The sequence below is a fragment of the Stenotrophomonas sp. genome (assembly GCF_050737075.1).
Lineage (GTDB): Bacteria > Pseudomonadota > Gammaproteobacteria > Xanthomonadales > Xanthomonadaceae > Stenotrophomonas.
In genome coordinates, this window is record NZ_JBOHXV010000160.1 from 1 (window position 1) to 4,867 (window position 4,867).

Annotated in this window: 3 protein-coding genes; 1 reads left to right on the forward strand and 2 read right to left on the reverse strand. The window is 67.2% G+C overall.

What is annotated here, in order from left to right:
- Window positions 1-381 precede the first annotated feature (381 nt).
- Together purB and ACREPD_RS21665 are read right to left on the reverse strand one after the other, a co-directional pair.
- The gene (gene purB, locus ACREPD_RS21660; protein ID WP_431601206.1) at window positions 382-1,749 is read right to left on the reverse strand and encodes an adenylosuccinate lyase; all 1,368 of its coding nucleotides are present in this window, start codon (window positions 1,747-1,749) and stop codon (window positions 382-384) included.
- A gap of 35 nt (window positions 1,750-1,784) precedes the next feature.
- Window positions 1,785-3,116 carry a hemolysin family protein gene (locus ACREPD_RS21665; RefSeq protein WP_431601208.1) on the reverse strand — a complete coding sequence of 444 codons (1,332 nt, stop codon included), beginning with the start codon at window positions 3,114-3,116 and terminating at the stop codon, window positions 1,785-1,787.
- Between the two features lie 185 nt (window positions 3,117-3,301).
- Here ACREPD_RS21665 and ACREPD_RS21670 point away from each other — a divergent pair, with 185 nt between their 5' ends.
- Window positions 3,302-4,714 carry a class II fumarate hydratase gene (locus tag ACREPD_RS21670; protein WP_431601207.1) on the forward strand — a complete coding sequence of 471 codons (1,413 nt, stop codon included), beginning with the start codon at window positions 3,302-3,304 and terminating at the stop codon, window positions 4,712-4,714.
- The last annotated feature ends 153 nt before the right edge of the window (window positions 4,715-4,867 follow it).

Genomic DNA, 4,867 nt, shown 5'->3' on the forward strand with positions numbered 1-4,867 from the left:
GCCTTCACCCTTGGGGGCTTGTTGAAAACATCCATGTTTTCAACAGTCCCTACGGGGGCCACCCGCCGGCCGCCCCCGACAGTTGGTCGCGCTGGCGGTGGGAAAGGAAGCGACGCATGGCGTCGCTCTACCGCTTTTCGTGAGGCCACCTGTTCACTGTCTGAGGGCCGGGGGGTGTGGGGGTACGGGACCGTAGAGCGCCATGGATGGCGTGAACGAGCCCCCATGGATGGGTTTACGGCGTGTCCCGTACCCCCGCACCCCCCGGCCCTGTGCAGGGGGCCTGGCCGGCGAAGGCGTTTGCTTCTCCGCTTTGAACGCAACGCCCAAAAAAAGGGACGCCCTTGGCGTCCCTTCTTCAAATACATGCTGCTATCGGCTTCAGATCGCCTTGGCGAGATCCGCCGCCAGGCCTACGTAGCCGCCCGGGGTCAGGGTGCGCAGGCCCTGCTTGGCGTCTTCCGGCAGGTCCAGGGACTCGACGAATGCCTTCATCGACTCGGCCGTGATGCCCTGGCCGCGGGTCAGGGCCTTGAGCTGTTCGTACGGGTTGGGCAGGCCATAGCGGCGCATCACCGTCTGCACGGCTTCGGCCAGCACTTCCCACGACGCGTCCAGATCGCCATCCAGGCGCTCCGGATTGACCGTCAGCTTGCCCAGGCCCTTGGCCAGCGAGTCCAGCGCCACCTGGCCGTGGCCGAAGGCCGTGCCCAGCGCGCGCAGCACCGTCGAATCGGTCAGGTCGCGCTGCCAGCGGCTGATCGGCAGCTTCGCGCTGAAGTGCTCGAACAGCGCATTGGCGATGCCGAAGTTGCCCTCCGCATTCTCGAAATCGATCGGGTTGACCTTGTGCGGCATGGTCGACGAGCCGACTTCGCCTTCCTTCAGCTTCTGCTTGAAGTAGCCCAGCGAAATGTAGCCCCAGATATCGCGCGACAGATCGATCAGGATGATGTTCGCGCGGCGCGCCGCGTCGCCGATCTCGGCGATGTTGTCGTGCGGCTCGATCTGCGTCGTGTACGGATTGAACACCAGGCCCAGGCTTTCCACGAAGCGCTTGGCGAAGGCCGGCCAGTCCACGGCGGGGTAGGCGATCGCGTGCGCGTTGTAGTTGCCCACCGCGCCGTTGATCTTGCCGGTGAGCTCCACCGCCGCGATCTGGCGACGCTGGCGCTCCAGGCGGGCCACCACATTGGCCACTTCCTTGCCCAGCGTCGTGGGCGAGGCGGTCTGCCCGTGCGTGCGCGACAGCATCGGCTGTTCGGCCTGCGCGTGGGCGAGCGTGCGCAGGCTGGCGGCGATCCCGTCCAGCGAGGGCAGCAGCACCTCACGGCGGGCCTGCTCCAGCATCAGCCCGTAGCTGAGGTTGTTGATGTCTTCGCTGGTGCAGGCGAAATGCACGAACTCCAGCGCCGGCGCCAGCTCGGCATCGTCCTTCAGCTGTTCCTTGATGAAGTATTCCACCGCCTTCACGTCGTGATTGGTGGTGCGTTCGATCTCCTTCACCCGCGCCGCATGGGCCGGGGAGAAACCGTCGGCCAGCGCGCGCAGGCGGGCCACGGCGGACGGGGCGAACGGGGCCAGCTCGGCGATGCCCGGCTCGTCGGCCAGGGCCAGCAGCCACTCCACCTCGACCTTCACGCGGGCCTTGATCAGGCCGTACTCGGAGAAGATCGGGCGCAGGGCGTCGACCTTGCCGGCATAGCGGCCATCAAGCGGGGACAGGGCGAGCAGGGTGAATTCGGACATGGCGGGCGCAGGCAATGACGACGGGGGCCGTCATTCTACGCTGCCCCGGGGTCCTCGTCGGCCTCCTCGGGGGCCAGCCGCACCGTCACCGCCTGGATGCGGTGGCCGGCCATGCGTTTGACGGTGAAGAGATGGCCGTCGATGCGGACCTCCTCACCCTCCTCGGGCAGCCGCTGCAGCTGGTGCACGATCAGCCCGCCCACCGAGTTCAGGTGCTCCGGCGCGGCCAGATCGTGGCCGAGCAGGCGCTCCAGCCGGAAGATCGAGGTGGAGCCGGCCACCAGCAGGCTGCCGTCGGCGCCCCGGGTGGGGGCGTCCTTGACCACGTGCGGGTGTTCGTCCTCGATGTCGCCCACTACCACTTCCAGCAGGTCTTCCAGCGTGAAGTAGCCCAGGATGCGGCCATGTTCCTCCACGCACAGGGCCATGTGCGTGGTGCCCGTGCGGAAGCGTTCCAGCACGACGGTGACCGGGGTTTCCAGCGCGATCAGGTTGGCCGGGCGCAGCAGGGCGCGCAGGTCGTCGGTGGGATGGCCCCGGGCGATCTCCACCAGCAGGTCCTTCATGTGCAGGATGCCCAGCACTTCCTCGCCCTCGCGGTCGAACCACGGGTAGCGGCTGTAGCGGCTCTCGGCGAATTCGGCCATGACCTCGGCCAGGCCCATGCCCTGGCGGAACACGCGCATGTGCTCGCGCGGGCGCATCAGGTCGCCGGCCACCAGCTCGGGCAGCTCCAGCGCGTGGCTCATCAGGGTCAGGTTCTGGTCCGGGGCACCGGCGCCGGGCTGCTGGCGCGCGACGATGAGCTTGAGTTCCTCACGCGAGTAGCGGTGCGAGGTGTGCTCCACATCGCCCCAGCCGGCCAGCCGCAGCAGCGCGTTGGCGCTCTGGTTGAGCAGCCAGATGGCCGGGAACATGGCCCAGTAGAACAGGTAGAGCGGGGCGGCGGTCCACAGCGACATGGCCTCGGGGCGGCGGATCGCCATCGATTTCGGCGCCAGTTCGCCCAGCACGATGTGCAGGAACGAGATCAGGCTGAAGGCGATGATGAAGGCGGTGAGGCGGGCCGCTTCGGGGCCCATGCCGAGCGTGTCGAACAGCGGATGCAGCAGGTGGGCGAAGGCCGGCTCGCCCACCCAGCCCAGGCCCAGCGAGGACAATGTGATGCCGAGCTGGCAGGCCGAGAGGTAGGCGTCCAGGTGCGAATGCACGTTGAGCAGCAGGCGGCCGCGCCAGCCGTGATTCGCTGCCAGGCCGACGGCCTGGGTGTGGCGCAGTTTGACCAGGGCGAACTCGGCGGCCACGAAGAAGCCGTTGAGCAGCACCAGGAACAGGGCGAGCAGCAGGAGCAGCAGGTTGCCGACGATCACGGGTCGCCCATGGCGAGGGGGGATGCCTGAATGAAGACGAATTCCGAGTCTAGCCCAGGCAGGTTGCGGTTGGGATTCATTCCCGCTTGGGAGTATCGTGACCGGAGCCGCCAGCCAGGGAATGAAGGCCCGTTGCCAGCCGCCGTTCCCTTTCCCAATTGAAAGAATCGCGGAGTGATGCAATGAGCAAGGGTTTCAGAACCGAACACGACAGCATGGGCGAACTGCAGGTGCCGGCAGAGGCACTGTGGGGCGCACAGACGCAGCGTGCGGTGGACAATTTCCCGGTGTCGGGCCAGCGCATGCCGCGCGGCTTCATCCGCGCGCTGGGCCTGGTGAAGGGCGCGGCAGCGGCGGTGAACGCCGAGCTGGGCCACCTGCCGAAGAACGTGGCCAAGGCCATCGAATCCGCGGCGGACGAGGTGGCGGAAGGCCGCCACGACGCGCATTTCCCGATCGATGTGTACCAGACCGGTTCGGGCACGTCGTCGAACATGAATGCCAATGAGGTGATTGCCACGCTGGCCAACCGCGCGGGCAAGACCGGCAAGACGACGGTGCACCCGAACGATCACGTGAACCAGGGCCAGAGCTCCAATGACGTGATTCCCACGGCGTTGCGGGTCTCGGCGCTGCTGGGCGTGCAGGAGCAGCTGTTGCCGGCGCTGGTGCATCTGCGCAAGACGATCGACAAGCGCGGCCGTGCGTTGCGCAAGGTGGTCAAGACCGGCCGCACGCATCTGATGGATGCGATGCCGCTGACGTTCGAGCAGGAATTCGGTGCGTGGTCGGCGCAGTTGTCGTCGGCGCAGGAGCGGCTGGAAGACAGCCTGAAGCGGCTGCGTCGGCTGCCGCTGGGCGGCACGGCGATCGGCACGGGCATCAATGCGGACCCGCGCTTCGGCGAGCGGGTGGCCAAGCGCCTGAAGCAGCAGACCGGGGTACGTTTCGACAGTGCGGAGAACAAGTTCGAAGGACTGGCGGCGCAGGACGATGCGGTGGAGCTGTCCGGCCAGCTCAATGCGCTGGCGGTGGCGCTGATCAAGATCGCGAACGATCTGCGCTGGATGAATGCCGGACCGCTCGCAGGCTTGGGCGAGATCGAGCTGCCGGCATTGCAGCCGGGCAGTTCGATCATGCCGGGCAAGGTCAATCCGGTGATTCCGGAGGCGACGGTGATGGTGTGCGCGCAGGTGATCGGCCACCACACGGCGATCACGGTGGCGGGGCAGACGGGCAATTTCCAGTTGAATGTGACGCTGCCGCTGATCGCGGCGAACCTGCTGGACGGGATCGGTCTGTTGTCGAACATCTCCCGGCTGCTGGCCGACACGGCCATCGCCGGGCTGAAGGTGCGCGAAGACCGCGTACGCGAGGCGCTGGCGCGCAATCCGATCCTGGTGACGGCGTTGAACCCGATCATCGGGTACGAGAAAGCGGCGGCCATCGCCAAGCGCGCCTACAAGGAACAGCGCCCGGTGCTGGACGTGGCAAAGGAAGACAGCGGGCTGAGCGAAGCTGAGCTGCGTCGCCTGCTCGATCCAGCCGCGCTGACCGCAGGCGGCATCCACGCCGGCGGCGGGGGTGGTGGCTGAAGGCGCAAGCCAAAGCCAAAGCAGCGTTTCCGTTGTTACGGGCTGGGGCGGCCGGCGGGCAGCCCCGCTCCGGGACACGCCGCAAGTACGTCCTTGTAGGCTGCTCCAAAACATCCATGTTTTGGAGCGTCCCTCCGGGGGCTACCCGCCGGC

What these genes read in the sequence shown, in the direction of transcription:
- ACREPD_RS21670 (WP_431601207.1), top strand. Translation starts at nt 3,302, where the DNA reads ATGAGCAAGGGTTTCAGAACCGAACACGACAGCATGGGCGAACTGCAG.
- purB (WP_431601206.1), bottom strand. Translation starts at nt 1,749, where the DNA reads ATGTCCGAATTCACCCTGCTCGCCCTGTCCCCGCTTGATGGCCGCTAT.